At 37.8% G+C, this 26,451-nt stretch carries 21 protein-coding genes; 16 read left to right on the top strand and 5 right to left on the bottom strand.

Annotation, left to right across the window (positions count from 1 at the left end; translation table 11 throughout):
- Positions 1-50 precede the first annotated feature (50 nt).
- From CFY84_RS05240 to CFY84_RS05230, 3 genes are all read left to right on the top strand, one after another.
- Complete coding sequence (locus tag CFY84_RS05240) at positions 51-722, top strand: DUF421 domain-containing protein (protein ID WP_171289035.1); 672 nt, start codon at positions 51-53, stop codon at positions 720-722.
- A 27-nt stretch (positions 723-749) separates the two neighbouring features.
- A complete protein-coding gene (locus tag CFY84_RS05235) occupies positions 750-3,515 on the top strand; it encodes a M16 family metallopeptidase (protein WP_143218765.1) in 2,766 nt (921 codons plus the stop codon).
- Positions 3,516-3,588: 73 nt separating this feature from the next.
- Positions 3,589-4,221: a hypothetical protein gene (locus tag CFY84_RS05230; RefSeq protein ID WP_088823119.1), complete on the top strand. Its 633-nt coding sequence runs from the start codon at positions 3,589-3,591 to the stop codon at positions 4,219-4,221.
- Positions 4,222-4,259: 38 nt separating this feature from the next.
- Here the strand turns inward: CFY84_RS05230 and CFY84_RS05225 are convergent, their stop codons facing one another.
- A complete protein-coding gene (locus CFY84_RS05225) occupies positions 4,260-5,687 on the bottom strand; it encodes a CYTH domain-containing protein (RefSeq protein ID WP_088823118.1) in 1,428 nt (475 codons plus the stop codon).
- 326 nt (positions 5,688-6,013) lie between these two features.
- On the opposite strand from CFY84_RS05225, the gene CFY84_RS05220 reads away from it, so the two are divergent.
- The 5 genes from CFY84_RS05220 to rapA all read left to right on the top strand — a co-directional run bounded on the left by CFY84_RS05220 (position 6,014) and on the right by rapA (position 12,660).
- Positions 6,014-6,784: an OmpW/AlkL family protein gene (locus CFY84_RS05220; RefSeq protein WP_088823117.1), complete on the top strand. Its 771-nt coding sequence runs from the start codon at positions 6,014-6,016 to the stop codon at positions 6,782-6,784.
- Between the two features lie 167 nt (positions 6,785-6,951).
- Positions 6,952-7,560: a thiamine phosphate synthase gene (thiE, locus tag CFY84_RS05215; protein WP_088823116.1), complete on the top strand. Its 609-nt coding sequence runs from the start codon at positions 6,952-6,954 to the stop codon at positions 7,558-7,560.
- 23 nt (positions 7,561-7,583) lie between these two features.
- The gene (gene hemL / locus CFY84_RS05210; protein ID WP_088823115.1) at positions 7,584-8,885 is read left to right on the top strand and encodes a glutamate-1-semialdehyde 2,1-aminomutase; all 1,302 of its coding nucleotides are present in this window, start codon (positions 7,584-7,586) and stop codon (positions 8,883-8,885) included.
- 166 nt (positions 8,886-9,051) lie between these two features.
- Positions 9,052-9,696: an RluA family pseudouridine synthase gene (locus CFY84_RS05205; protein ID WP_171289034.1), complete on the top strand. Its 645-nt coding sequence runs from the start codon at positions 9,052-9,054 to the stop codon at positions 9,694-9,696.
- A 126-nt stretch (positions 9,697-9,822) separates the two neighbouring features.
- Positions 9,823-12,660, top strand: coding sequence for an RNA polymerase-associated protein RapA (rapA, locus tag CFY84_RS05200; protein WP_088823114.1), 2,838 nt, complete (start codon positions 9,823-9,825; stop codon positions 12,658-12,660).
- Between the two features lie 38 nt (positions 12,661-12,698).
- On the opposite strand, the gene CFY84_RS05195 is transcribed toward rapA, so the two are convergent.
- On the bottom strand, positions 12,699-13,721 hold the full coding sequence (locus tag CFY84_RS05195) for an AI-2E family transporter (RefSeq protein ID WP_088823397.1): 1,023 nt from the start codon (positions 13,719-13,721) through the stop codon (positions 12,699-12,701).
- A gap of 86 nt (positions 13,722-13,807) precedes the next feature.
- A complete protein-coding gene (fabR, locus tag CFY84_RS05190) occupies positions 13,808-14,509 on the bottom strand; it encodes an HTH-type transcriptional repressor FabR (protein ID WP_088823396.1) in 702 nt (233 codons plus the stop codon).
- A 142-nt stretch (positions 14,510-14,651) separates the two neighbouring features.
- Here fabR and CFY84_RS05185 point away from each other — a divergent pair, with 142 nt between their 5' ends.
- Together CFY84_RS05185 and CFY84_RS05180 are read left to right on the top strand one after the other, a co-directional pair.
- Entirely contained in the window at positions 14,652-15,722 is a 1,071-nt protein-coding gene (locus CFY84_RS05185; RefSeq protein ID WP_088823113.1) for a flavin reductase family protein, read from the top strand.
- 15 nt (positions 15,723-15,737) lie between these two features.
- A complete protein-coding gene (locus tag CFY84_RS05180) occupies positions 15,738-16,832 on the top strand; it encodes a fatty acid desaturase family protein (RefSeq protein WP_088823112.1) in 1,095 nt (364 codons plus the stop codon).
- Between the two features lie 39 nt (positions 16,833-16,871).
- Here CFY84_RS05180 and CFY84_RS05175 read toward each other — a convergent pair whose 3' ends face one another.
- Together CFY84_RS05175 and CFY84_RS05170 are read right to left on the bottom strand one after the other, a co-directional pair.
- Positions 16,872-17,267, bottom strand: a complete 396-nt coding sequence (locus CFY84_RS05175; protein WP_143218764.1) for a hypothetical protein — start codon at positions 17,265-17,267, stop codon at positions 16,872-16,874.
- Between the two features lie 57 nt (positions 17,268-17,324).
- A complete protein-coding gene (locus CFY84_RS05170) occupies positions 17,325-18,029 on the bottom strand; it encodes an SIMPL domain-containing protein (RefSeq protein ID WP_088823110.1) in 705 nt (234 codons plus the stop codon).
- Between the two features lie 455 nt (positions 18,030-18,484).
- On the opposite strand from CFY84_RS05170, the gene CFY84_RS05165 reads away from it, so the two are divergent.
- The 6 genes from CFY84_RS05165 (at position 18,485) to pstB (ending at position 26,407) form a co-directional block, all read left to right on the top strand.
- The gene (locus CFY84_RS05165; protein WP_088823109.1) at positions 18,485-19,858 is read left to right on the top strand and encodes a diaminobutyrate--2-oxoglutarate transaminase; all 1,374 of its coding nucleotides are present in this window, start codon (positions 18,485-18,487) and stop codon (positions 19,856-19,858) included.
- A 2-nt stretch (positions 19,859-19,860) separates the two neighbouring features.
- Positions 19,861-21,378 carry a pyridoxal phosphate-dependent decarboxylase family protein gene (locus tag CFY84_RS05160; RefSeq protein WP_088823108.1) on the top strand — a complete coding sequence of 506 codons (1,518 nt, stop codon included), beginning with the start codon at positions 19,861-19,863 and terminating at the stop codon, positions 21,376-21,378.
- Between the two features lie 217 nt (positions 21,379-21,595).
- Positions 21,596-22,627 (top strand): substrate-binding domain-containing protein, encoded by a 1,032-nt coding sequence (locus CFY84_RS05155; RefSeq protein WP_088823107.1) that lies wholly within the window; start codon positions 21,596-21,598, stop codon positions 22,625-22,627.
- Positions 22,628-22,706: 79 nt separating this feature from the next.
- Complete coding sequence (gene pstC, locus CFY84_RS05150; protein WP_088823106.1) at positions 22,707-24,086, top strand: phosphate ABC transporter permease subunit PstC; 1,380 nt, start codon at positions 22,707-22,709, stop codon at positions 24,084-24,086.
- Positions 24,083-25,471 carry a phosphate ABC transporter permease PstA gene (gene pstA / locus CFY84_RS05145; RefSeq protein WP_088823105.1) on the top strand — a complete coding sequence of 463 codons (1,389 nt, stop codon included), beginning with the start codon at positions 24,083-24,085 and terminating at the stop codon, positions 25,469-25,471. The genes pstC and pstA overlap by 4 nt, the downstream gene beginning before the upstream one ends.
- A gap of 15 nt (positions 25,472-25,486) precedes the next feature.
- Positions 25,487-26,407 (top strand): phosphate ABC transporter ATP-binding protein PstB, encoded by a 921-nt coding sequence (gene pstB / locus CFY84_RS05140; RefSeq protein ID WP_088823104.1) that lies wholly within the window; start codon positions 25,487-25,489, stop codon positions 26,405-26,407.
- The last annotated feature ends 44 nt before the right edge of the window (positions 26,408-26,451 follow it).

Here is a 26,451-nt window from a genome sequence, read left to right as displayed (position 1 = left end):
ACAACAACATTCAATATGCGGAAATAATAACAATGGGCTTTGATTTCTATGTGCTGCTACTTTTAAAATTAATTGTGTCTTTTACCATTGTCATTACTTATATGAGCTCTATTGGTAAAACACAGATTACACAATATACCGCTGTCGATCTGATTGGTAACTTCATTCTAGGTGCAGTAATTGGTGGTTCGATTTATAACGATAAATTAACGCTGCTTGAATTTTCTTTATTTTTAACCATTAGTGTTTTGTTCATGTGGTTCTTAAATTACTTATCTAGAAAAGTTATGCGTTTTCGCAAATTGGCTGTGGGGGAATCAATTACCATTATAAAAAATGGTCGTTTTTTATTAGATGAAATTGAGCAGAAAAAAAGAAAGATTGATATGCTTCGTGTGTTGTCTCAATTACACACCATGGGATTTCATTCTTTCCAAGAAGTACACTATGCAGAAATTCAACCAGATGGTCAATTGGCGGCAGTCAAAGACACGCCTGTAGCACCCTCTGAAATCCTGATTCATGAAGGGGCGATTCTAAATACGATTATTGAAGAGCAAAAGATAGACAAAGAACGATTTGAACAGTATCTTGAAAAGCAGAATATTCCCATTGATCAAGTTTTCATTGGAGAGTATCACGACCAAAAACTATATGTTACTTACATGGATCGTCAAGAAAAAACGTTTGATATGCGTGGACACAATATCAACCAGTCATAATATGGAAGAAATTAGTGAGGTGTGCTTTTGTTTTTAAAAAAATTATTTGTCATTTATTTAACGACGCTCAGTTTTCCTGTTTTTGCTCAGTACCATCTTGTTAAGTCAGAAGAGATGGTGTCTGAGTTTCGTTTAGACAACGGCTTGCGGGTGATTCTTGCACCCAATAAAAACAGCAATCAGGTTTTTATGAGCACAACCTATTTGACAGGGTCACTGAATGATCCGCAAGGAAAAAGTGGTCTTGCACATTTATTAGAACATCTTGCTTTCAAAGGCACAAAAGAGGTTGATGAAAAGTCATTTATCCAGCGCTTGCAAAAAAATACACTATATCAAAATGCTTATACCAATTTTGATCGAACCAGTTATATCAACCGGATTCAACCAAACTTACAAGCAATTAATGAAGTTTTATATTTAGAAGCACAGCGCATGGGGGCATTAGAGTTAAAAGCACACTATGTCCCGACCGAAATTTCGATTGTTCGTCGTGAGCGAGAAGGGCGCTTAGATAACCCGTCAGTATTACTCATGGATACCATTTATGAGAAATTATATGGTAATCAATATTATGGTCGATCTATCATTGGTGATTTAAAAGATATTCAATCGATCACACAAAAAGATTTAAAAGATTTTTATCAAACATGGTATGTACCGAACAATGCAATAATTATTTTGACCGGTAATTTTGATCAAAAACAAGTTATTGAGTCAATTGATAAAAACTTTAGCGCCATTGCTCAAAAACCATTGCCTGTTATTGCTCAGATTCCAAAATTAGATTTGAGTACGTTACAACAAGATAAGTTTAAAAATATTGTGGTTGAAAAAGGCAGTAATTATGTCAAAAACAATATTTATGTGAGTAATAGTACAGCAGAGCAAAATTTATTGTCGGCAATTGGCTTGTTATATACCTTAAAGCCCAATGGCTTGTTATATAAAAATGTTGAAGAAAAAGGTATTGCTACCGCAGTCGGTATAAAAAGCTTTTCCAATAAAGATCTGACTTTAGGTTTTGTCAGTGCACTGTATGCCCCCAATCATGATGAAAAAAAGGTGCTTGATTCACTGACTCATACTATTGAACAACCAGCTCAATTTAATGCATCAGATGTGGATCGGGTGAAAAAAATCATCACCAATGGCATTAAGTCGATTGAAGTCAGTCCACAATCATTTCAGTCTGTTTTACAAGAATATATTGTCCAATATGGTGATTGGCAACCTTATTTTGTAGACAAAAAGCAATTACAAGCATGGACTGCAAATGATCTCAACACGTTAGCAGATCGTTTTTTTGTACCGAGTCATCGAATTACTGCAACCATTAAGCCTTCGCAGAATGTTGCAGGTGGCGTACCGTCATTAGACACGCAAACGCCAAATGCATCTTCTGATCCATCTACATCTGATGAGCATGATGAGGCGTTAAAAACCCCAGAGGAATATCAAAAAGAAACACAGCAATATGTCAGTACCTCGAAAACCAAACTGACACACATTGAAAAAATGATTCAGCGCGGACAACTCAGTGATGGAGTTCGCTATGCTTTATATCCAACCCAAACTTTTGATAAAAAAATATACGCCACCATCAACATGCATTTTGGTACGCCAGAGACGTTAAAAAATCAAAGTATCAATTTAGCTATGTTGTCTGATTTGCTGTTTAAAGGCAGTCGTGGTTATACAAGACAACAAATTATGGATCAGTCCATTGCATTAGATGGGCAAGCTTCTGTTGATGTGATGGACAATGGCTTGCAAATTACCATTTCTGCAGACCAAACACATTTTATTGAATATTTTAAATACATTATGAATGTATTAAAGCAACCGCTGTTTCCTCAGTCTGAATTTGATTTAATCCAGCAACAATATTTATCGAGTTTAAATCGCCCATACACTGAACCTGATGTGGTTGCAGACATCACTTTAGACCGTCTGATTGAGATTTATCAACCGGGTGATTTGCGTTATCACTTTGAGCCTGATTTACAAAAGCAGCAAATTCAAGCAGCAACGCGTGCTGATGTGGTGGCACTGTATCAAAAATTCTTTGCCTTTAATCAATCAGAAATTGCTGTAACGGGTGATTATGATGCCAAGCACATGAAAACGTTACTGCAAAATACGTTTGGTACATGGAAAAATAAACAACCTTATGCTTTGATGGCAACACAATATACTCGTTTTCCTGCTAAGCAAGTTCATGCATTGGCTGAGAAAACGGCTGCAGGAACCTATTTAGGCGTATTACATGTGCCTGTTGGTGCAAGTGATGAAGATACCGAAGCCCTTTATATTGTAGGTGAAATTTTAAATGGTTCTCAGCAAACATCACGTTTAAGTAAGGCATTACGAGAAAATAAACAGTTGGTTTATGGCGTCAGTGCAAGTTTCAATCTTGATCCGCAAAGTCATGCGGGTTTATTGGGCATTAATGCAAAATATCAGTCAGGCTATGCTACACAAGTGTCAAAAACAGTACATGATGTGCTGACAGAATTGGTCGCAAATGGGGTTACTACGCGTGAGCTTGAATTGGCAAAGCTTAAAATTATGAAAATACGCAGTAACTCTTTAGATGATAGTCGTCGTATTCATCAAACGTTAGACAGTATGCTTGAGATGAATAAAACGATGGCTGATCGCATACGACGAGATGAAAAGATTCAATCACTGACTAAAGCTGAAGTTGATGCTGTGATTAAAAAATATATTGATTTGAATCAACTCATTGAAGTTTCGGCAGATGAGTATGGTAAAACCAAGACACTATAATTGATGATTCACATTAAATTGATGGCTAATCCTGTGTTAGCCATCAATGATGCCTTAACACTGGAGATGGGCGATGGCAGATGCAATTGAAATCCAAAATTTAAAGCAAGATATTCAGTTGTTACGGCAACAAGTTTGGCCACCTCAAAACTTACAGTTTGTTGAAGGTTTGCCTATTTATTATGCTTCACAGCGCGATGTTGATGCTTATTATGTTGCATGGAAGCCATTGATTGAACGTGCAAAAATATTATGTCGTCCATTTATGCAAGATGAGCCCATTGATGAAATTCATTTACCAAGCCATTTAAATTTACCCTTGTTTTTCTTTCATGTCGATCGAATTCGTATTAATAAAACCCGTGCCAAAGAGTCCAAAACCTTTCGCAGCACCATCAGCTTGGTTGATAAATGTGGACAGTTTGAGCAAAATGAATTGTTGGCTATGAAGGCATGGATCGAACATGATGATACTGCTGCATTGGTCGCGCATCGTGAATTTGTTGATTTAAGAACCTATGTTTTTCAACATGGAAGTAATGAATACACGCGGACTCGTTTTTATGTCAATGGTATTGTGCTTGGGACTGAGTCAAATTTTAAATTGGTCGACGCACGAGATAAACCAAGAAAGCAACGTAGTGACAGTTATCATGATCCATTAGCAGATAACTCTGTATGGAAAGTATTTGGTAAATACAGATAGCTTAGATGTTCTAAGCTATCTGTCTGATTGATAATAAATTATGGGTTTAGCTTAGCCCACTGTTTTTCATAACGTTTTAATGTATATTCTTTTTCTGCAAGCAGCCAACCTGTCAGTAAAAACTGTTCTGTTTTAAGCATCCGAAGTGCTGCAATTTGTTCATCAGCCAAGTTAATACGAATAACGTCTTGCGCCGCATATACAAACTTTGCAGGTACATAGGATTTTTTATTTAAATAATGATGTAATAAATCTAGCTTAACAATAGTGCTTAAACTTGCATCTGATAAAGACTCAAATACGGTATAAATAGGGCTGTTTTTAATCTGTTTATGTTGTTGTTTTAGCGCATCATGCCATGATGTATTTGGCAAATCATCTGCAAAAACAGTCGCATCTTTAAAGCCAAGTCGTAATAATTCGAGTACAGCCCATGTGACATCACTAGTAATAATGTCTTTGGCCAATTGAGCTTGCAGTTGAGTTACGCCTTTACTTAGTCCATTTAGTTGGTGTTCGGTCAGTGTGTCATTCAAGCGCTGGTCAACTGCACTTAGCGCTAAATAATGCTGTAATTGTTTTTGAATGTGCTGCAATGATTGAATATGTTGCGAGGCAATCCATTGCTGCTCGGCATCAAATTCAGTGGTTAAGTAAAGCACATGCGCAAGACTTTTTTCTGCTTGTATATAGTGTTCTTGCTCTGCAATTTGGTCTGCAATTGCAGCAAGATGTGGTAAAAAGCTTTGTGTATAGTGTAATAAAAACCTTGGAAATGCTTCAGCTAAACGACTATGTGATGAGAATATTGGATAGGTTGTTTTTTTGGCTGGGCTGACCAAAAGTGAACGTGCAATCAAATTGCCTCGTTCTGCTTTGCTACGAATATCTAGCCAAATGCCATATTTTTTAACCCAAATTTGTACTAAATCAATCAGTGCCAAAGGACTGCCAGATACCAACTCAAATTCAATTTCACAAATTTCTTCTTGATGAGTCGAATTACCAAGGTGGCCTAAATCTAAACAAATTTCAATTTGTGCACCTTGATGTTCAACAACTTGATATGTCCGCTCTACCACAGTTTCAAATTGCATGCGTACAAGTAAAAATTGACCGTTGTGAATGATAGGCTGTAAGGCTTTGGTGGCCAATACATCATGCTCATATACAGTTAGATCAAGCGCAGGAACATCACTAAATTCACCGCGATGTACATCATTTTCATAACGTTCTAAGGCATTTTTGCCAGCGCTTTTAAGTGTTTGAGTCCATGCTTGATGTTCTTTTCTCAACCGAATAGCAATAAAGTGTTGAGCAAGAATAAAATCATCGGTATCAAAGTATTGTGCATGTAATGCAATGGTTTGAGGAGAAAGGGCCTGTACTGCCTTTTGAATTTGTGCCTTTTTCTGTTTTGGAATTTGTAGTTTTAATTCAACTTCATACATGACCAAATCTCGCATGGTTAATCAAGGGGAGTTCATATCAAGATAATGTACTTTAAGAAATAATACATCGGCTGTATGAAAAAGCATGCTGAAATTTAATCAAAAACGCGCGCTCTGCAATATATTTTACATTTATGCATAAAAAATGAACAAATACATGTTTTGCCAAATTAAATAAATTTAGAGCTAAAGCTTTAATTACTATTGTGATTTTTATCGGTGATAACGATGATGCGGAAAAAAGTTTAAAATACCGCTTGAAAATTAAAGTAAATATTCTAATAATTCACTCAATTTGCTGCTCGCCTATTATGAGCGGCCTTACTTTTTGGATTTTTTTGATGAATAAATTAGCTCAGATCATGATTCCAGTTGTGTTTGCAACAGCAAGTTTTGCGACGCATGCAGCAACAAGTGATGGCAAACAATTTGCGGTGTCTTTAGGTTGGGCACACATCATGCCTCAAGGTGAGCAACAAGGGGTTTACACAGACAGCAACAATAGAGCTGTCAGTTCAACAGGTTTTACATCAAATTCAGGTTTTGAATTTGAAAATTCAAATACTGCTGAAATTAAATTTGACTATCTTGTGAATGACAATGTGAGTTTAGGTTTAGTTTTAGGTATGCCACCAAAGGTTGACATTAAAGGTAAGGGGTCTTTACTGAACAACCAATTGAATTTAGATAAATTTAATAAAGTGGGTGATATCAAAATTTATAGCCCAGTGATTACAGGTAAATATCATTTTGGTACAGTTGAAAACAAATTACGCCCATATGTGGGTGTTGGTCTGATGTATGCACGCTTTTCAGATTTTAACTTAGATTCAGAGCTTGTGAACGATCCATTACTTAAAGCGACTAAAGGTTCAATCACCAATGTAAAAGTTGATAACACTATTGCACCCGTTGTTCTTGCTGGATTTGATTATTCAATTACAAAAGAATGGTTTGTGACCGCATCAATAAGCTATGTACATTTAAATACACATGCAAGTTTGGATGTAAATGGAACACATCCATTGGCAGGCAGCTACAAAGTACAAGGGTCAGCGAAAGTGGAAATCAATCCAGTTGTAACTTATTTGGGCTTTGGTTACCGCTTCTAAACCAATAGTTTATTGAGTTCAACCTGAGCAGGTCTTCTTGCTCAGGTTTTTTTATGTCGATGCTTAAGGTCATGATGCGATTGTCATGATTTTTATGCGTGAATGATTGGCAATTTCACAGAGATCATCGTAAAATCATGAACAGACTAAAAATGACTGAGGCATATATGCGAGGATTATACCTCATCACCAATGATGATCCCTTTAATGTATTAATAAAAAAACTAGAAGTTGCCTTAGCCACCAACCAGATAAAAATTTTACAGTATCGCCGTAAAAAAATATTGCCAAGTGCACAAGTTGATGAAATACAGCACATCAAACTACTGTGTGAAAAATACCATACACCTTTCATTATTAATGATGATCTAAGCCTTGCACAGTCATTTGGTCTTGGTGTGCATTTGGGGCAATCTGATGGTGAAGTCACTGATGCAAAAACACATTTGTTAGATCATGCAATTATTGGTCGAACGTGTGCAAATTCAATTGAGCTTGCAGCTGATGCAATTCAGCAAGGTGCAACATATGTTGCATTTGGCGCTATTTTTGCGACAGCAACAAAACCTGAAGCAGGCGATGTTGGATTAGATATCTTGCGTAAAGCCAAACAAACATTTGATGTGCCAATCTGTGCAATTGGCGGATTAACAGTAGAAAATGCAGCATCAGTGATTGATGCAGGCGCAGATTTATGTGCTGTGATTAGTGATGTCTTGGCACTTGATACAGATGCAATTCCAGATCGTGTTCATGCCTGGGCAAATAAATTTTAAATATTGAAAAAGAGTGTAAATCTATGGCGCTGTCAGCAAAACAAGTACAATTATTTCAACAAGCAAATAAACATATCCCAGGTGGTGTTAATTCACCTGTACGTGCATTTAATGGCGTAGGTGGAACACCAATTTTTATTGAGAAAGCCAAAGGTGCTTATCTTTGGGATGTCGACGGTAAACGCTATGTTGACTACATTGGTTCATGGGGACCGATGATTCTAGGTCACTCACATCCTGATATTGTTGAAGCTGTTCAACGTGCTGCAGAAGATGGTCTAAGTTTTGGTGCACCAACGGTTCATGAAACCACATTGGCTGACATTATATGTGAAGTTGTGCCATCGATTGAGATGGTGCGTATGACCAATTCAGGGACTGAAGCAACCATGTCCGCGATTCGTTTGGCACGTGGCTATACTGGACGCGACAAAATTCTAAAGTTTGAAGGCTGTTATCATGGTCACTCAGACTCATTGTTGGTGAAAGCAGGATCGGGCTTATTAACGCTCGGTGAGCCAACATCAAAAGGTGTACCTGTTGATTTTGCTAAACATACTTTGACTGTGCCATATAATGACATTGAAGCATTAAAAGCTTGTTTTGAAAAATATGGGCATGAAATTGCAGGGGTTATTGTTGAACCTGTCGCAGGCAACATGAACTTAGTGAAGCCAATTGATGGCTTTTTACAAGCAATACGTGATGTATGTGATCAGTATCAATCAGTATTTATTATTGATGAAGTCATGACAGGCTTCCGTGTTGCACTTGGTGGTGCACAAGCACACTATGGCGTAACGCCTGACTTAACGACATTAGGTAAAATTATTGGTGCAGGACTTCCTGTGGGCGCATTTGGTGGTAAGCGAGAAATTATGTCGCATATTGCACCATTAGGTGGGGTGTATCAGGCAGGTACATTGTCAGGTAATCCATTGGCAATGCGTGCAGGAATTACCATGTTTAAGCATTTACGCCAGCCTGATTTTTATAGCAAACTGACAGCGCAGCTTGGCACATTGTTGGCAGGCTTAAAACGTGTTGCTGATGAAGTGGGTGTTGCATTACATACAGAACAAGCAGGAGCAATGTTTGGATTGTATTTTACAGAACAAACAGAAATTAAAAGCTTTGATGATATTTTAAAATGCGATACAGATGCATTTAAAATATTCTTCCATGGCATGCTTGACCACGGTATTCATTTTGCGCCGTCTGCTTTTGAAGCTGGATTTATTTCATCTGCCCATACAGATGAAGACATTCAATTTACGTTAGATGCAGCGCGTGCTGTATTTACACAAATTAAAAACAGCCGATAATTTGAAACAAAGGCATGTCAAAATGACATGCCTTTGTTTGATTTCATGATGATGTTGTGATGAAAATAACGTGTAATCTATACAATTGCTTGAGATAACTTGTGTTTCTGACCCAAGCTCCTTATGATGGCACGCCTTATTTTGATCATGGCTTGAGGATGATCCGTTGAGCGACTTTTTAACAAAGCATTTAATTCATCAAGATGAAGACTTTATTGTTATTCATAAGCCCGCAGGATTACTCAGTGTGCCTGGGCGTGGTGATGCGCTTTATGACAGCGTATTAACGCGTTTAGTCGCAGTTGAGCCCAAAACATTATTAATTCATCGTTTAGACCGAGATACTTCAGGAATTTTGGTGTTTGCTTTAACACGTTTAGGGCAAAATCGGATTTCAAAACAATTTCAACTTCGTGAAACCACTAAAACTTACCAAGCCATTGTGGCAGGACATATTTATGATAAAGGAACCATTGATATTCCTGTCATTTATGATGAAACCCGTCCGCCATTACACATTGTAGATCAAACCCATTCTAAACAAGCTCTGACACATTGGAGTGCTTTAGAGCAGTTTGAGATCAATGGCTATCCGGTCACACGAATAAAATTGGTTCCAATTACAGGGCGTGCGCATCAACTTCGTGTACATATGCAATATTTAGGACATCCAATTATTGGTGATACACTATATGCAGATGCTGAGCAACAGCAATTAAAAGACAGGCTGTGTTTGCATGCTTATCAATTGGGTTTTAAGCACCCGAAAACAGAGCATGTATTACATTTTGAATGTCCTGTACCATTTTAATGTGGTGAAATGTTTTTTAGCAGCTAGGTACATATTAAAATGTATTTAAGCGGCAACAATATTTAAATTAAAGCTAAAGCCATCACTCAATCTGAGTATAAAGGTGTTTAGTGTAAACTGAAAAAGGTGAAAAAATTGCAACAATTTGCTATTGGTCAACGTTGGTTATCCGATACAGAAACAGAGCTTGGTTTAGGTATCGTGATTGATGTAGATGAGCGTTCTGTCAGCATTTTATTTCCAAAAAGTGATGAAACACGAGTTTATGCTAAGAACAATGCACCTTTATCTCGTATTGTTTTTAATGTAAATGATGAACTTCAAGATCAAGAAGGAAGCACTTGGAAAGTTGAATCATTTGAAGAGCGTTTTGGTGTGATTCGCTACCATGCAGTACGTACATTAGACAATGGTGAGCTTGAGCGTAAAACGCTAAATGAAACACGAATTGGCGCACAAATCCAATTGTCAAAGCCACTTGACCGTTTATTGGCAAGTCAAGTTGATATCAAAGCATGGTATGACTTACGTATAGAAGCCTTACAAATGCAAGCCAATATGCATACCAATCCATTACGTGGGTTATTGGGTGCACGTGTCGGATTAATTCCACACCAACTATATATTGCACATGAAGTGGGTAAGCGTTTTGCGCCACGCGTATTGCTCGCAGATGAAGTTGGGCTTGGAAAAACCATTGAAGCAGGTTTGATTATCCATCAGCAATTAAAAACTTCACGTGCTGAACGTGTGCTGATTTTAGTACCTGATTCACTGCAATATCAGTGGATGATTGAAATGCGTCGTCGTTTTAATCTCAACTTCTCAATTTTCGATTTAACACGCACAGCAGCAATGCGTGAAAATGACCCTGATTTAAATCCATTTCAAACAGAGCAATATATTATTGCAAGTATTGATTTGATGATTGACCATGATGATTTACGTGAACAAGCACTGGCTGCAGGGTTTGATTTACTTGTTGTCGATGAAGCCCATCATTTGATGTGGAATGAAGAAGAAGGCGGCAATGACCGCTATGACTTAATTGAAGAATTTGCTGAGCAAACAGCAGGGGTGTTATTACTTACAGCAACGCCTGAACAACTCGGTGTTGAAAGCCATTTTGCACGCCTACGTTTACTTGATCCTCAGCGTTTTAGCAATTTAGATACCTTCTTGGATGAAGAAGATAAATACAAAGAAACTGCAAAAATTGCCGAAGTATTGTTGTCTGACGCTCAGCTCAATGAACAACACTTGGTTGTATTGGATCATTTGCTTGGTCATCGTATCCAAGATGTACCTGAACAACGTTATCAAGCTATTCAAGAATTGTTAGACCGTCATGGCACTGGGCGTATTTTGTTTAGAAATACCCGTGAAGCCATTCAAGGTTTTCCAGGTCGTGACTGCCAACCTGTGGCATTGGCTGCACCTGAAAATTGGTCTAAAAATGGCAAGCTGCGTGAGCAAATGTGGCCTGAAGAGGCACAAATTGATGGCTCATGGATGCAAACTGATCCGCGTGTGACATGGTTGATGGAAACGCTGCGAAAGGCATTAAAACATAAAAAAGTGCTATTGATTGCAAGAAGCGGTCCTGTGGTTGAAGCACTTGAAAATGTCCTTCGTTTACATGCAGGGATTCGTACCGCCATGTTCCATGAAGGTATGAGTTTATTAGAACGAGATCAAGCTGCAGCATATTTTGCTGAAGATGTGAACGGTGCACAAATTTTATTGTGTTCTGAAATCGGTTCAGAAGGGCGTAACTTCCAATTTGCAAGTGACCTCATTTTGTTTGACTTGCCATCGAACCCAGATGTACTTGAGCAGCGAATTGGTCGTTTAGACCGAATTGGTCAAGAAAACCGTATTCAAATTCATGTGCCTTACCTATTAGGTACAGCACAAGAGCGTATGTTCCGTTGGTATAATGAAGCACTCAATATCTTCAACCAAATTTCACCAACTGCACAAACTTTGCAAGAGAACTTTATTGCAGAGTTAAAAGGACATTTATTAGCAGATTTAGGTTCATCATTTGATGAGTTACTGCAAGCGGTGACTGTTCAGCGTCAAGCTTTGGAGAAAGAGCTGCAAGAAGGGCGTGATCGTTTATTAGAGTACAACTCATGCCGACCTGTGGTGGCACAAAATATTGTCAATGCGTTAGACAATTATGATGATAATTCAACATTACCAATGTTTATCAAGCAATTCATGTCATCTACCAACATTGATTTTGATGAGCAAAGCAATGGTACGGTAATTATTAAGCCAACAGATCAAATGCAAGTACAGGGTATTTCATTGGATGAAGATGGCATGACAGCGACATTTTATCGTGACCAAGCTCAAATCCGAGAAGATGCCAATTATTTAACACTTGAGCATCCATTTGTTGAGAGCATCATGGAGATGATTCGTACTCAATCCTTTGGAAGCACCAATGTAGCATTGCTTAAATCAAATGCAATTAAGCCTGGTACTGTGTTAATTGAGATTTGGTTTAAAATAGATGTTGTTGCGCCAAAAGCTTTAAATGTTTTAGCGAGTGTGCCGTCACAATTAATTCGTGTGCTTTTGAGTGAAAATGGTCAAGATCTATCGCAAAAAATTGATGCGCATATTTTGAAACCGCATCTAAAACACCTCGATGGCAACAGTTGTCGACAAATTGTCAAAGCACGCCGTGAAGTGATTGAAGCACGCTATACCCAAGCTTTAGACATTGCAAAAGTCCATTTGCCAAAGCTACAAGAGCAAGCAAAAATCAATTACAGTAAACAATGGCAGTATGAGATTGACCGTTTGGTGTATTTAAAGCAGTTTAATCCAAGTATTCGTCAAGATGAAATTGATCGTCTGCAAAAATTGCAAAAAGAAGGGCTTGAGCGTTTAGATCATTTATCTTTAACACCAGAAGCCATACAAATTTTAGTGGCTGTTAAACCTTAATAAAAAATCCCCTCATATTGAGGGGATTTTTTTATCTGTTAAATCATTTTGGCACAGCTGAGTTCAAGCTTTAAATAAGCATAAAAGATGGGTGCCACAATTAAGCCGCTTAAACCAAAAATAGACTCAAAAATTAACATGGCCAATAACACTTCCCATGCTTTGGCATTAATTTTAGTCCCAATAATTTGTGCATTAATAAAATATTCAAGTTTATGAATTAACACCAAATACAGTAAACATGACAATGCTACAGGTAGTGAAATAGTTAAACCTGAAACCACAATTAATGAGTTAGATAGTAAATTACCCACAATAGGGATTAAGCCAAAAATAAAGGTGATAATGGTCAGTGTCTTGGCAAAAGGCAATGAAACACCAAAGAGAGGTAAAATAACAAAACAAAAAATAATAAATAGACCAGTATTGATCAAAGAAATTTTTATTTGAGCAAATACGACATTGCGAAATGAATCTGCTAATCGTTGTACACGGTCAATCAAAGCTTGCTTAAATACAGGATAAACTTGCTTATTTGGCGAGCGTGGTTGTTGAATCGACACTAAAATCCCAATAATTAAACCAATGAGCGTGGTGGCAATGTTATGAATTAGGTCAGTGCCTGCGGTTTTGAGTAACTCTAAATTGTTTTTAATCAGCTCTAATAAACTATTTTTTAAATCAGCTACATTGGCGGGAATATAACTTGGTAAATAATGTGAGATTTCTTGTTGGACACTCATTAACGTGTGATCAATATGCTGATTAAATGTTGCCATGCCATGACCTTGTAAATCATATAAGGCAAAGCTAATCAAACTTGACATGGCAAATGCCAAGGTAGACAGAATAGCGACACTGAGGGCAATGCTAATAATTAATTTGGTGCGACGGTTTTGTGTATAACGGTTAATTACTTTGTCTAATGACAAGATGGTTTCATAAATTAAAAAGCCAGCAAAAAAACTTGCCAATAAATGTAATGGGATAATACATGCTAAAGCGACGCTAATAATAAAATAGCTAATCGCGGTGATATGATAATCGGTGAGTTGTTTCATGGCCATACCAAACTGATGGAGCATTAAATGACACGAAAAAAGCAAAAAGATGCATCGAAAAATTGATCGCACCGAAGTATAACATTTTAAGTATTATTTTTTGAACGATGATCTTGATCTAAACAGCGAGCACCTTCTAATATCATTCGAATCATTAACATGGTTTGCTCGGCCGTCCTTCGACGCTCTTTAAGAGGCAAATCAATAATTTTAGCCCCCATATTAAATACAAGCTGAGTAATGCCAATAGCCACAATTTCAGGATGCGCCATTTTACTGTGATTTAAGGCTTCAATTCGAATTAAATCTTCTTGTAACTCTTGTTGGAAAAACTTAAGTTGCTGTTCAACAGCTTGTTTATAAGAGATAGAACCAGTATAACCTTCTCTGAGCAAAAGACTTAAATAACCTTCATCCGCATCAAGTTGTTGTAAAAATATTTCTACAGAGGTGCGAATAATACGTTCTTGTTTTGTTGCCCGCAGGCGTGCTTCACGAATGATTTGGCGTAAAACCAAACCTGCGCGATTAATCAGCTCAATCGTCAGTTCATCAATATCACGAAAGTGGCGATAAAAACTATTTGGCGCAATGCCTGCTTCTCTTGCCACTTCACGTAAGCTTAAAGATGAAATACTTTTTTGTGGCCCAATTAAATTCAAAGTTGCTTGGAATAATTCTTCTTTCGTAATCGTTGCTTTTCTGCCCACCGTTCTAGGTGAGGTTTTGGCTTCTTTGTCAGTTAAGCCGAGCGTTTGATGCTTTGTCATTGTCGGTGCAGAAGCCATGCTATCCATTCAAAATCTCTTTATTTTTGATTATAGCCTGATCTCAGTTGAATTAGAAATATTGTCATGAAATGTTTTAATACTATACATATATATATACATGTGTATAATAATTCAAAAGTCATAAATTGAGATGGCCGAAATGCATGTAACACAGCGAAAGAATCCTGCCTTGAAGTTTTTATCAAGCAGCATATACGACACACATATTCTAAATTTTTGGGCACAAAAGATAAATCCGCTTTGGTCAATGGATCAAATGCTTGGACGTATCACCAAAAAAGAACATGTTGCAAAAGGTATGGTTTCGTTAACTGTGGAATGCAATAAGCGTATGAATTATGGCGTTGCAGGACAACATCATCCTGTTATTGTTGAGATTGCAGGGCGCCGTTTAGAACGCACATACAGTTTAACTCGTTTAGATGCAACGCATGTTCAACTGACATTCAAAACAGTATCAGGTGGTACAGTCAGTACGTGGTTGGCTGATATGGCACAAATAGGCGACATTATTGAATTTGGTCAGCCTTATGGTGACATGTTGTGTGAAGGCTATCCTGAAAAAGATGTAGTGCTGTTGGCAGCGGGCAGTGGTATTACGCCAATGTTTAGTATGCTGCATCAACTTGCACATACAGGTCAGCTCGCAGCGTATCACATGACATTAATGTATTGGGTAAAGCATGTAGATGAAGCTGCATTTAAAGATCAGTTTGAAACATGGTCTCATCAATATCCAAATTTTAAATATCAAATTTTTTGTACGCAAGATGAAGGTGCTGCAGCACGATTGAATGAACAGCATGTTGAAGCCTATGGTGATTTACATGAACATGCAGTATTTGCATGCGGACCATCAGGCTTTGTAAATAGCGCACGTGATTTATTTCATGCTGCACGCTTATTTAAAAGTGAAGCATTTACATTGTCACCGATTGAAATTACCGAAGAAGGTACAGTCACAGTGACATTGAAGAAATCACAAAAAATATTTGTGATTCCAAAGAATCGGTCAATTTTAGAAGCCTTAGAAGAAGCCAATGAGCGTCCTGTCTATGGCTGCCGTATGGGAATTTGTAATAAATGTTCATGTAACAAAATTAGTGGCGTAACCACAAATATTACTAATCAAGCAGAGCATGCCGAGCCGGGTAGTCCGGTACGTATTTGTGTTAACTCAGCAAAATCTGACCTTGTTTTAGATCTTTAAGAAGAGAGCCTTATTATGAATATGCAGGTAAAAACACAGTATTTTAAAAATCCTAAAAACAAGGAATTAACAGACGCAGAACTTGATACTTTGGCACGTGAACTTGATCAGATTAAACAAGAAGTTCTTGATGATTTAGGTGAAAAAGACGCCAAATACATCCGACGTGTTTATTCTGCGGTACGTTATACCAATATTACTGGACGAGCATTGTTATTTGCTGGTTGGTTTCCACCAGCTTGGGTGTTAGGTACAGGTTTACTCGGTGTTTCTAAAATTTTAGAAAATATGGAAGTAGGTCATAATGTCATGCATGGGCAATATGATTGGATGAATGATCCAAAACTTATGGGTCAAAGCTATGAGTGGGATATTGTTGGTACAGCAGACAATTGGCGTCAATCGCATAACTTCCAGCATCATACATATACCAATATTAAAGGTATGGATGATGATATTGGGTATGGCTTATTACGTTTATTTCCAGAGCAGCGTTGGAAGAAAGGTCATTTATTACAGCCACTTTATAGCATTCCATTTTGTTTATTCTTCCAATGGGGTGTTGCGATTCAAAACTTAGAAATTGGACGCGTATTCATTGGTCGTAAAACCAAGCAGCAATTGTGGGAAGAGTGGAAGCCAATTCAAAATAAAGTTTCTAAACTTTTATTTAAAGACTATGTGTTTTTCCCTTTGATTGCAGGTCCAAGTGCGCTTCCTGTTTTAGCAGGAAATATGGTCGCTAACGGCATGCGAAATGTATGGACATTTAGTATTATCTTTTGTGGACACTTTACCAAAGACGTAGAAGTGTTCCCTAAGAGTGTATTACAAAATGAAAGTAAAGGGCATTGGTATATGCGTCAAATTCGAGGTTCTTCTAACCTAACAGGTTCAGAATTATTTCATATTTTGACTGGCCATTTAAGCCATCAAATTGAGCATCATTTATTCCCTGAAGTGCCTGCACGTCGTTATCGCAAAATGGCACCTAAAGTTGAAGCTGTGTGTAAAAAATATGGCATTAACTATAACAATGCAAGCTTGGCAAAACAGTATGGTCAAGTGATTGGACGTATCTTTAAATATGCGTTACCTTTTAAAAAGTAAAATATAGTTAAAAAAAAGCAGCTCAAAAGAGCTGCTTTTTTATGCGTTTAAGCTAATATTTGTGTGCTGGCAGAATAATCTTAAATCATCACGTAAATCAGATGGATCGGCTTGATTTAAATCAATAACGATTTTGTCGTACTCTACGTGTTCATGATCAACTGCACAAATGGTAATGACCAACTCATCATGAAAAAGCTTCATACTTTCAATTACATTGAAGAATTCGCGGTCAGTATCATTCAAAAGTAAGCCTGTATCATGCATATTAAATGATGCGTGGTTTTTTAACTGATGAGTTAAAATCACAAAATCAATAGGATCATCTGCATCGTCATAAAAGGCGAGGCTAATGGTATCTTCATCTGTGGTACTGTAAATGGATGTTGCGGTAAAGTATTTCATAAAGACGATTAAGAATGAAAGATGGGTCATATTTGAACACAAATATGACCCATTATGACAAATGTAATTTATTATTTGACAGATTGATTACTTCTCTAATTGAATGCTGCCATTAATATTGACATTAATCTTACTATTTCCAGCACTAATGTCTTGTGCAACAGGTGCATCTGCAGCTGCCATTTTGGCAAAACTTGCACGCATATAAGGCTGTGGCGTGTACTGTTGGTTATTGGTTTCTACATTTAAACTTACCACTTGATAGTTTGTTTTATTCCAAACCTGTACTAAGCTTTTTGCTCTTTTTTGAAAGTTTTGAGATGCCTCAGTAATCAGTTCATTTTCAACCAATTGGCGCTGTTGGTCTGATACCGTAAATTGAATAGATTCCGTTTGGAAAGAACTTTGTAGCTCACTAATGAGTTGGCTCATGGCTTTAAAATCATGAGTTTGAAAACGTATTTCTGCGCGAGCACGCCATTCTTTTAAACTTCTATTTTCATTGGTATAGATAGGATACGTACTTTGGGTTCCTGTTTTGGTTTGAATTTGAGGATACTTTTGACTCAAACGTAGGGCGGCATTCATATTTTGTGTAATTTGAGCTGCAAGATCTGCAGGCTGTTTGCTGGTTTTTTCAACATATAAGACAACTTGCATTTGATCGTTGCTAACTTCGCGCGATGCTTCCGCTTGTAACTGCACGACATTGTAGTTTAATGCGGTTTGATCTGCTGCAATCGCACTACTGCCTAGGCCAAATAACACTGCTGAAAGTAAAATTTTATGCATACATTGCCTCTTTTAAAAAGTAAGAAAAAGTTACGAAAACCAATAAAGTAAAAATGCATTTTTTTGTAGCTACTTTGTAATATATTTTCACTAGAATAAGTGTACTTAGATTATAAAATAGTTTACTATACAATAACTTAGGTTTTAATGATTGAATGAATTACAGCTTATATTATTTTTTTTAAGTGATCTGTAATTCAATGGTAAGTGGCTGATTTTGTGATTTTGAACAATCATGCTTAGAATGTAATCGTTCCTTTGAAGAGGTCAAGCTTTTATAAAATAAAAATAAAGTTTTAAGGGTCTTTATTTTTACAAAAAAAAGCGTATCATCGCCCTCCTAGTTATTTTTAAATCAATAAATAATAACTAGAAAATCCTAAAGCACCGAGTCAAATGACCTTTACGTCGCCAGACTTATTTCTTTCAACCCTTATCAGAGATGGTAATCCGATATGAGCGTTAATTCTGTAAATCCTGCCAGCAATTCCACAAATGAATATTACCTGACTCGCCAAAGTCAGATGGAATCAAATGTGCGTAGTTATCCACGTAAATTACCGTTAGCGATAGCGAAAGCACAAGGCTGTTGGGTTACTGATGTTGAAGGTAGAGAGTACCTTGATTGTTTAGCTGGAGCAGGAACATTGGCTCTAGGCCATAATCACCCGGCTGTAATTCAAAGTATCCAAGATACACTAGCAAGTGGCGTACCATTGCATACTTTGGATTTAACAACACCGTTAAAAGATAAGTTTTCAGAAACTTTATTGTCTTATTTACCAGGTGGTAAAGAAGCATATTGTTTACAATTCTGTGGCCCATCTGGTGCAGATGCAACAGAAGCAGCAATGAAACTTGCTAAAACTTATACTGGTCGTGGTGCAATCATCAGCTTTTCTGGTGGTTACCATGGTATGACGCATGGTTCATTGTCTGTGACAGGCAACTTAGGGGCAAAAAATCCTGTAAGTAACCTCATGCCAGGCGTACAGTTTTTACCATATCCGCATGAATACCGTTGCCCATTGGGCTTAGGTGGTGAGGCTGGGGTAGATGCTTTAACGTATTACTTTGAACAATTCATTGAAGATGTTGAAAGTGGTGTAACAAAACCTGCTGCTGTGATTCTTGAAGCTATTCAAGGTGAAGGTGGTGTTGTAGTTGCGCCAACAAAATGGTTACGTAAAATCCGTGAAGTTACTGAAAAACATGGCATTGTATTAATTTTAGATGAAGTACAAGCAGGTTTTTCTCGTTCAGGTAAAATGTTTGCATTTGAACATGCAGGGATTGAACCAGATATCATTGTAATGTCAAAAGCTGTGGGTGGTAGTTTACCGCTTGCTGTACTTGGTATTAAACGCAAATTTGATGCGTGGCAGCCAGGTGCACACACAGGTACATTCCGTGGTAACCAATTGGCAATGGGTACAGGTTTAGCTTCTTTACAAGTCATCAAAGAGCAAAACTTGGCACAAAATGCTCAAGAGCGCGGTGAATTCATTCAAGCTGAAATTAAAAAACTAGCACAAGAATTCCCATGTCTTGGTAATGTCCGTGGTCGTGGTTTGATGATTGGTATTGAGATTGTTGATGATCGTCAAGCACCAGACCATATGGGTTCATTGCCAGCAGATCCACAATTAACTGCTGCTATTCAAACTGCGTGTTTTAACAACCAGCTTCTACTTGAAAAAGGTGGACGTCATGGCACAGTAATTCGCTTGCTTTGCCCATTGATCATCAAGCAAGAAGAAGCAGAAGAGTTAATTAAACGCTTTAAAAAGGCGGTGGCTGAGGCTTTAGTCACTGTAAGAGGCGCTTAATCATGGTTGATTTTGTGAAACATCGTCAATCGCTGCTATGTAATGATGCACAATCCATTGCTGACTATGAGTCAGCAATGGCAAAAGCAACCCAAGCTGTTACAGCTTGGTTGCAAAACGACAAGATGTATACCGGCGGCAGTATTAAAAAGTTGCGTTCAGCAATTTCATTTAATGCAACCAAAGATGGTTTAGGTGTACAGCAATCGCTAGAGCGTATGATTGAGCTGTTTTTGAATAAAAGCTTAAAAGTGCATCATCCACATTCTTTAGCTCACTTACACTGCCCAACAATGGTGGTGAGTCAAGTTGCAGAAGTTTTAATTAATGCAACTAACCAATCAATGGACTCATGGGATCAAAGCCCGGCAGGATCATTGATGGAAGTGCAGCTGATTGATTGGTTACGTCAAAAAGTTGGATACGGTTCAGGTCAAGCTGGTGTATTCACTTCAGGCGGTACGCAATCAAACCTGATGGGTGTGTTGTTAGCGCGTGACAAATGTATTGCAAAACATTGGTCAGGTCATTCGGTACAGCGTGAAGGTATTCCAAGTGATGCCATGCAAAATGTCAAAGTTATTTGTTCTGAGAATGCACATTTTTCAGTACAAAAGAATATGGCATTGATGGGCATGGGCTTTCAGTCGGTGGTTACTGTACCTGTGAATGATCAAGCTCAAATGGATGTCGATGCGCTAGAACAAACCATTCAATATCTTCAATCTGAAGGTAAAGTGGTTGCATGTGTTGTTGCAACAGCAGGAACCACAGATGCTGGTGCGATTGACCCATTACAAAAGATCAGTCAGATTACCCAAAAGTATGACACTTGGATGCATGTTGATGCAGCTTGGGGTGGTGCTTTGTTGTTGTCAAATGACTATCGTGATTGGTTAGCAGGATTAGAACTAGCAGATTCTGTAACCCTTGATTTTCATAAGCATTACTTCCAAACCATTAGTTGTGGCGCGTTTTTATTGAAAAATGAAAGTGACTACCGCTTTATGCATTATGAAGCTGAATATTTGAATTCAGCATATGATGAAGAGCATGGTGTGCCAAACTTAGTGTCAAAATCGTTACAAACGACAAGACGCTTTGATGCGTTAAAGTTGTGGATGACAATTGAGGCGCTTGGTGAAGAGCTTTATGGATCAATGATTGATCATGGTGTAAAGCTGTCAAAAGAAGTTGCACAATATTTAAAAGATACAAATGGCTTTGAGTTGCTGATTGAACCTCAATTTGCCTCAGTGTTATTCCGTATTGTGCCAAATGGTTATCCTGAGCAATATATTGATATATTGAATCAAAATATTGCGGATGAGCTATTTGCTCGTGGCGAAGCGAATGTTGGTGTAACCAAAGTTGGCGAAACCCAATCATTGAAAATGACATTGTTAAGCCCGGTTGCAACGCTTGAAAACGTGAAAGATTTATTGTCACAAATTCAAGTTGAATCTGACCGTATTAAAGACTCAATTGTTGACGGAAGTTATATTTCGCCAATTGCTTAATATAAAATTCCAAGAAAAGGTCACTTCGGTGGCCTTTTTGTAATTTTATAGTTTAGTTTTACGATATTTATGTCACAAAAATATTTAAAAATTAATCGGCATGTAACTTAACTGTCATAAAATAAATCCAAAATAACCGCATGAAAATACAGAAACGACATCATTTTCAAATAAAAAAATGATGTTAATTTGAGGCATGAGGCATTGAGAGATGACAATGAAGTTAAGTAAAAAATATGCAACACTTGCACTAGCTATTTCTAGCGTCGCATTTGCAGTAAATGCCAATGCAGCGCGTGATACCATTCAAATTTCAGGTTCTTCAACAGTATTGCCGTATGCAAGTATTGTTGCAGAAGAGTTTGGTAATACTTTTCCTCAATACAAAACCCCAGTTGTAGGTTCTGGTGGTACATCTGGCGGTTTAAAACAATTCTGTCAAGGTGTTGGTGACAACACAACTGATATCGCAAATGCCTCAAGAAAAATTAAAGAAGGCGAGATTGAAAGCTGTCACAAAGCTGGCGTGAAAAAGATCCAAGAAATCAAAATTGGTTATGACGGCATTGTATTTGCATCTAACTCATCACGTCCTGCTTTTAAATTAAAGCCTGTTCATGTATTTACAGCACTTGCTGCTCAATTACCATCGAACGGTAAATTGGTTGCAAACCCATATACGAACTGGAGCCAAATTGACGCATCATTACCAAATGAGCCAATTACTTTAGTTATTCCAGCTTCAAACCATGGAACACGTGAAGTATTCCAAGAAAAAATGGTTGAAGCAGGTTGCCATACTTACGAATATTTCAAAAAGCTAGACAAAGATGCACAAGTGAAAGCATGTTCTAACTTCCGTAAAGATGGCCGTGTTGTTGAAATTTCTGGTGATTACACAGAAACATTAGCACGTCTTAAAACATCACCAAATGCTGTAGGTGTATTTGGTTTAGGCTTCTATGACCAAAACAAAGACCGCTTACGTGTTGCAACTGTAAATGGTATTGAGCCAAGTGAACACACAGTTCTAAATGGTACATATCCTGTATCTCGTCCATTGTTTTTCTATGTGAAAGGCGAGCATACTAAAGTGATCAAAGGCTTACCGCAATATGTTGAATACTTCATCAGCAAAAAAGCTTCAGGTAAAGGTTCTAAGCTTGATCGTGCAGGTTTAATCCCAATGTCAGATACTGAGCGTGCTCAAGTTCTTGCAGATTTCAAAGCAGGTAAATCTGTTAAGTAATGTTGTGTCAGTTAAGGTGTGAATGAGGAAACTCATTCCCACCTTTTTTAGTTTTTGAAATGTAAACAGCGGAGATAAGATGAATCTGCTTCTTTTGGGCGTACTACTTGCACTGATTGCGGTTGGCTATCAATTCGGATTGAAAAAAAGTCGTCGTATCGCAGGTGAAGGCAAAAATTCAGCCTTACTTCATTCACGTCCTGGATATTATGGGACTTTGGTTGCATTATGGTGCGGTATACCAGCAATTCTCATTTTCTTACTTTGGAATTTTGTTGAGCCAATGCTGCTCCGCAATATTGTATTTAGTCAAGTGCCTGCAGATGTTTTATCTCATTTAGATCCTTCTAGTAAAGAAGTGCTTTTGAATCGAGTACAAGCAATTGCATCAGGCTTTGGTGTTACAGACCAAGCCAAGCCATACGAATTAACAGCAGCTGAACAGTATGGACGCGCAATGCAAATTGGTGACTATGCTCAATTTGTTGTTGTGATATGTATTGCTTTGGTTGGGTTGGTTTTTGCAAATAAACAAATTAATCAAAAATACCGTGCAAGAAATCATGTTGAACGCGTTGTTCGTGTGAGTCTTGCATTATGTTCTGGCGTTGCAATTCTTACAACGATCGGAATTGTAATGTCAATGTTAAGTGAGGCATTAAGATTTTTCCATTTTGTTAGTCCAAGTGAATTTTTCTTTGGCACACAATGGGATCCTGGTTTTAGTACCACAGGCAATGCTGGGGGCAGCTACGGACTATTACCACTTCTTTGGGGAACAATACTTGTCAGTATTATTGCATTACTCGTTTCGATTCCAGTCGGACTGTTTATTGCAATTTATTTAGCAGAATATGCATCACCACGTTTAAGAGCATGGGCAAAGCCAATTATTGAAGTGCTCGCGGGAATTCCAACCATTGTATATGGTGTTTTTGCATTAATGGTTATTGGACCATTTTTCAAAAGCATTGGAGATAGTATCGGAATCGATATCAATGCAACCAGTGCATTAACTGCAGGGTTTGTTATGGGTATCATGATCATTCCATTTGTATCTTCATTATCAGATGACATCATTACACAAGTACCAAGAACATTAAGAGATGGTTCTTTAGGTTTAGGGTCAACACGATCAGAAACGATTAGACAAGTTGTTTTACCTGCTGCATTGCCGGGTATTGTAGGTGCATTTTTACTTGCAGCATCGCGTGCAATTGGTGAAACGATGATTGTTGTTTTGGCTGCAGGGAATAGCCCGCTATTACAAATCAATCCTTTAGAGGCTGTGTCTACAGTCACAGTGACAATCGTAAATCAGCTTACGGGCGATACAGACTTTGCAAGTCCGCAGGCACTTGTTGCCTTTGCATTGGGCTTGACGCTTTTTGTCATTACTCTAGGTCTAAATATTATTGCACTGTACATTGTGCGTAAATATCGTGAGCAATATGAATGAATATGAAAGATAGCACTGTAGACTCAGCAGTAGATAATAGAACACCAAATGAAATAAGAGATGAGCGAAAGCGTACGATTATGCTTTCTCTTTCAAAACGCCATAGCAAAGAAAAACGTTTTAGACTTTTTGGCTTATCAGCAGTTGTAATTGGACTATTCTTTGTTGCTTTACTGTTTGGAAGTATTCTTTATAAAGGCTTACCAGCATTTTGGCAAACCAGCATGACCATCCCTGTACACTTTGATCCAAAGATCATTGATGCAGGCCCGCCACCCGTTCAACAACGTGGTGAATCACCAGCCGTTTACCAAGAGCGTTATGTAGAATGGCAAAGTAAAATGAGTATGGTGGACTGGGATGCGATTATTACTAAATCTTTAGTTGCTAAAGACAAATCTTTAGCGGGTAAAGAAAGTGATTTAAGCAGCATTTATACAGGTTCAGAAGTCTATCGTTTAAGAGATATGGTGTTTGAAAAACCAAGCTTGGTTGGACAAACGGTTGAACTTAAATTTTTAGCAGATGCCAATGTAGATGTATGGTTATCAGGCAAAATTGATCGCGGTTTACCAGACAGCCAACAGCAATTAAGCCCAGAAGTACGTCAACTTTCAGATACATTAAAAGCACGTGGTATTTTGGAAAACACATTTAACTTCCAGATATTTACGAATACAGACTCAAGAAGTTCGCCTGCAAGTAGTGGTTTAGCAGGTGCATTCATGGGTTCACTATTCATGATGCTTATTGTAATATTTATATCTATTCCAATTGGTGTTGCCAGCGCAATTTATTTAGAAGAGTTTGCGAAAAAGAATGTTGTGACGGATATTATTGAAGTTAACATCAACAACCTTGCAGCTGTACCTTCAATTGTATTTGGTTTACTTGGTGCTTCAATCTTTATCGGGTGGATGCATTTACCGCTATCAGCACCTTTAGTGGGTGGCTTAGTGTTAAGTTTAATGACATTACCGACGGTCATTATTACAACACGTGCATCGTTAAAAGCAGTTCCACCATCTATTCGCCAAGCTGCACAAGGTCTAGGTGCATCGAATGTACAAACGGTTTTCCACCATGTGTTGCCGCTTGCATTACCAGGTATTTTAACTGGAGCCATTATTGGTGTTGCGCAAGCACTTGGTGAAACTGCACCATTACTTTTAATCGGTATGAGTGCATTCGTTGCAAATATTCCATCAACACCTTTGGATCAGTCGACAGCACTACCAGTACAAGTCTTTTTATGGCAAGGAAATGAGCTAAGAAACTTCTTCGAGGGCCGTACAGCAGCAGCGATTATTGTCTTGCTTGCGATGATGGTTGGTTTGAACAGTTTAGCCATTTGGTTAAGAAAGAAATTTGAAGTACGCTGGTAATTAGGGAGTTATATCATGACAACGAACACAGTAGAGTCAACTCGTCCACAACAGCAGGAAAATCAAGTGCCGTCACAGTCAGAGAATCAAGACCATACTTCGCAAAAAGTACAGCCAAAAATTAGTATTGGTAGTTTTGAAAAGCCAGATGCATCTGCAAAATCTGAGACTCCAGAAAAAGAGATAAAGATTAGCACCAAAGATGTACATGTCTATTATGGCGAAACAGAAGCGATTAAAGGCATTGATCTTGATATTTATCAAAATGAAGTGATTGCTTTTATTGGTCCATCAGGTTGTGGTAAATCAACTTTCCTGCGTACTTTAAACCGTATGAATGATACGATTGACAGTTGCCGCGTTACAGGTAAAGTAACACTTGATCAGCAAGATATTTATGATCCAAATCTTGATGTTGTGTTGCTTCGTGCACAAGTTGGAATTGTGTTCCAAAAGCCAAACCCATTTCCTAAATCTATTTTTGAAAATGTGGCTTACGGACCAAAATTACATGGTTTAGCACGTAATAAATACGATTTAGAAGAAATTGTTCAAAACAGCTTACGTAAAGCAGGGCTTTGGGAAGAAGTTAAAGACCGTTTGCATCAACCAGGTACTGGGTTGTCAGGTGGTCAGCAGCAGCGCTTATGTATTGCACGCACCATTGCTGTTAGTCCTGAAGTGATTTTAATGGATGAGCCTTGTTCAGCACTTGATCCAATTGCTACAGCAAAAATTGAAGAACTTATTTCTGAGCTGTCAACGCAATATACAATTGCAATTGTGACACACTCAATGCAACAAGCAGCACGTGTATCAAATCGTACAGCTTATTTCCATTTAGGCGATTTAATTGAAGTCAACTCTACTGAAAAAGTATTTACGCAGCCTGAGCACCAATTGACAGAAGCGTATATTACGGGACGTTTTGGTTAATTATTCATTATATATTGTTTAAAAAATCCTTGCTTTGGCAAGGA

Source organism: Acinetobacter apis, from assembly GCF_900197575.1.
GTDB classification, from domain to species: domain Bacteria; phylum Pseudomonadota; class Gammaproteobacteria; order Pseudomonadales; family Moraxellaceae; genus Acinetobacter; species Acinetobacter apis.
The sequence above is the reverse complement of the archived record's forward strand: the minus strand, read 5'-3'. Positions and strand labels throughout refer to the sequence as shown.